The organism is Kitasatospora sp. NPDC057518 (assembly GCF_042802075.1).
Classification (GTDB): Bacteria; Actinomycetota; Actinomycetes; order Streptomycetales; family Streptomycetaceae; genus Kitasatospora.
In genome coordinates, this window is the sequence record NZ_JBHVEU010000656.1 from 1 (window position 1) to 3,366 (window position 3,366).

Sequence of the window (3,366 nt, forward strand, 5' to 3'; positions counted from 1 at the left end):
AGGCCCCCGGGCTGGTCCGTACGGACCGACCCGGGGGCCTCCGGTGCCTCAACTCGCCTGGATTCAGCCGAGGTTGGCGAGCGCCTCGTTGAAGGTCTTCGACGGACGCATCACGGCGGCGGCCTTGGCCGGGTCCGGCTGGTAGTAGCCGCCGAGGTCGACCGGCGAGCCCTGGACGGCGATCAGCTCGTCCACGATGGCCGACTCCTGCTCGGTCAGCGTCGCGGCCAGGCCGGCGAAGGCCTGGGCCAGCTCGGCGTCGTCGGTCTGCTGGGCCAGCTCCTGGGCCCAGTAGGTGGCCAGGTAGAAGTGGCTGCCGCGGTTGTCGATGCCACCGAGGCGGCGGCTCGGCGACTTGTCCTCGTTGAGGAAGGTGCCGGTGGCGCGGTCCAGGGTGTCGGCCAGCACCTGGGCGCGGGCGTTGTCCGTGGTGGTGGCCAGGTGCTCGAAGCTGGCGGCCAGCGCGAAGAACTCGCCGAGGCTGTCCCAGCGCAGGTAGTTCTCCTTGACCAGCTGCTGGACGTGCTTCGGGGCGGAGCCGCCGGCGCCGGTCTCGAACAGGCCGCCGCCCGCCATCAGCGGGACGACCGACAGCATCTTGGCGCTGGTGCCCAGCTCCAGGATCGGGAACAGGTCGGTCAGGTAGTCACGCAGCACGTTGCCGGTCACCGAGATGGTGTCCTCGCCGCGGCGGATGCGCTCCAGCGAGAACGTGGTGGCGTCGACCGGGGACTTGATCTCGATCTGCAGGCCGGTGGTGTCGTGCTCCGGCAGGTACTTCTTGACCTTCTCGATCAGCACCGCGTCGTGGGCGCGGTTCTCGTCCAGCCAGAACACCGCCGGGACGCCGGTGGCGCGGGCGCGGGTGACGGCCAGCTTGACCCAGTCCTGGATCGGCAGGTCCTTGGTCTGGCAGGCGCGGAAGATGTCGCCCGGCTGGACAGCCTGCTCCAGCACCACGTTGCCCTCGGCGTCGACCAGGCGGACGGTGCCCGCGGCGGCGATCTCGAAGGTCTTGTCGTGCGAGCCGTACTCCTCGGCCTTCTGGGCCATCAGGCCGACGTTCGGCACCGAGCCGATGGTCGCCGGGTCCAGGGCGCCGTGGGCGCGGCAGTCGTCGATGACGGCCTGGTACACGCCGGAGTAGCTGCTGTCCGGCAGCACGGCGAGGGTGTCGGCCTCCTTGCCGTCCGGGCCCCACATGTGGCCGGAGGTGCGGATCATGGCCGGCATCGAGGCGTCGACGATGACGTCGCTCGGCACGTGCAGGTTGGTGATGCCCTTGTCGGAGTCGACCATGGCCAGGGCCGGGCCCTCGGCCAGCTCGGCCTCGAAGGAGGCCTTGATCTCGGCGCCCAGGTGCGGCACGTTGTCGAGGCCGGCCAGGATGCCGCCGAGGCCGTTGTTCGGGTTCAGACCGGCGGCGACGAGCACCTCGCCGTACTTCGCGAAGGTCTTCGGGAAGAAGGCGCGGACCACGTGGCCGAAGATGATCGGGTCGGAGACCTTCATCATGGTGGCCTTGAGGTGCACCGAGAACAGCACGCCCTCGGCCTTGGCCCGGGCGATCTGCGCGGCCAGGAACTCGTTCAGGGCGGCGACGTGCAGCACCGAGGCGTCGACGACCTCGCCCGCCAGCACCGGCACCTTCTCGCGCAGCACGGTGGTGGTGCCGTCCTCGCCGAGCAGCTCGATGCGCAGCGCACCGTCACCGGCGATCACGGCGGACTTCTCGGTCGACCGGAAGTCGTTCTCACCCATGGTGGCGACGTTGGTCTTGGAGTCGGCCGTCCAGGCACCCATGCGGTGCGGGTGGGTCTTGGCGTAGTTCTTGACCGACTGCGGGGCGCGGCGGTCCGAGTTGCCCTCGCGCAGGACCGGGTTGACGGCGCTGCCCTTGACCTTGTCGTAGCGGGCGCGGACGTCCTTGTCCTCGTCGGTCTGCGGGTCGTCCGGGTAGTCCGGCAGGGCGTAGCCCTGGGCCTGGAGCTCGGCGACGGCGGCCTTGAGCTGCGGCACCGAGGCCGAGATGTTCGGCAGCTTGATGATGTTGGCGTCCGGGGTCTTGGCCAGCTCACCCAGCTCGGCCAGCGCGTCGCCGATCCGCTGCGCCTCGGTCAGACGCTCCGGGAAGCTCGCGATGATCCGCCCGGCCAGGGAGATGTCGCGGGTCTCCACGCGCACACCCGCGGTCGAGGCGTACGCCTGCACCACGGGCAGGAACGAGTAGGTCGCCAGGGCCGGAGCCTCGTCGGTGTGCGTATAGATGATGGTCGAGTCAGTCATCGGTACTCCGCTTCACGTCTCCAACGTCTTGACGTCAAGATATCTCGTCACGGGCCTCCGACTCCACCTCCCCCCGTTTCCGGGCGCGGACCGGCCCGGCCGGCGGGCGCCCCGGCCCTCCCGGAGGGGCGTTCCGACGGGCGGCGTGGAGGACGGAACGGAGGTCGTGACGGGGGACGGGTTCCACGGTCGTCCGGGTCGGGGCGCTCGGCAAGCGGAGCGCCCGACCAGTGGTTTGGTCCACTCGGGTGAGCCGAACGTCAGGAGTGCGTCAACGCACGACCGCATTCGGTCAACGGCGCGTCAGGACCGGAGCCTCCCGGGCCGGGTCGACCTAGCGTCGAGGCAGTAGTTCCGGCAGGCACCACCACCCCACTCGGGAGCATTCGCATGGCCCGCGCCGTCTGGCACGTTCCGGTCACCGTCTCCGGCACCGGAAGCACCACCGCACTCCGCCTGTTCCGCCTGCGCGACGGCCGCCGCTGTGCGGTCGGATTCTCCAGCCCCGAGGCCCTCGCCGCCCTCCTCGGGCCCGACCAGGCCCGCACCGAGCTCGGCGAGCCCGCCCTCCGCGACCTCACCGCCCCGCTCGGGATCGACACCCTGGTACTCGACCCGCGGCTGGTCGCCCCCTCGGTCGCGGCCCCCTCCGCCACCGCCCCGTCCAGGACCGCCCCGCCCGGCCGCGCCCCCGTCGCGGCGCCCTCCGCCCCGGCCCCGACCGTCCAGTTCCAGCACCGGTGACCGCCCCGCTCCGGCTCGTCCCGGACGAGCCGGACCCGGCGGGGCGGGCCCGCCCGGCCCGGGCGCTGCACGCGATCGCCCGGATCAGCCACGGCCCCGTCCCGCTCGACTTCGACCGCCTCGCGGCGGAGTTCCCCGCCGTCCAGAGCGGCCTGGCCCTGGCCGGTGAGGCCGACCTCGAACTGCGCCTCGCCTGCACCGGCCCCGAGGAGTTACGGACGATCTCCACCGCCCTGTACCGCGCGGGCGCCGCCAAGGTGCGCGTCGACCTCGTCCTGCGCGCCCTCACCCCGGCCCCGGTCACCCTGCGCCCGGTGCCCTGACCGACCCCGTACC

At 72.0% G+C, this 3,366-nt stretch carries 3 protein-coding genes; 2 read left to right on the forward strand and 1 reads right to left on the reverse strand.

The annotated features are described in order from the left end of the window. Positions 1-63: 63 nt before the first annotated feature. Complete coding sequence (locus tag ACFU7Z_RS37875) at positions 64-2,286, reverse strand: NADP-dependent isocitrate dehydrogenase (protein WP_380782647.1); 2,223 nt, start codon at positions 2,284-2,286, stop codon at positions 64-66. Between the two features lie 390 nt (positions 2,287-2,676). Between ACFU7Z_RS37875 and ACFU7Z_RS37880 the strand changes: the two genes are divergently transcribed. Continuing rightward, positions 2,677-3,030 carry an SAV_915 family protein gene (locus ACFU7Z_RS37880; protein WP_380782649.1) on the forward strand — a complete coding sequence of 118 codons (354 nt, stop codon included), beginning with the start codon at positions 2,677-2,679 and terminating at the stop codon, positions 3,028-3,030. Beyond that, complete coding sequence (locus tag ACFU7Z_RS37885) at positions 3,027-3,353, forward strand: hypothetical protein (RefSeq protein ID WP_049657428.1); 327 nt, start codon at positions 3,027-3,029, stop codon at positions 3,351-3,353. Before ACFU7Z_RS37880 ends, ACFU7Z_RS37885 begins: the two co-directional genes overlap by 4 nt. The last annotated feature ends 13 nt before the right edge of the window (positions 3,354-3,366 follow it).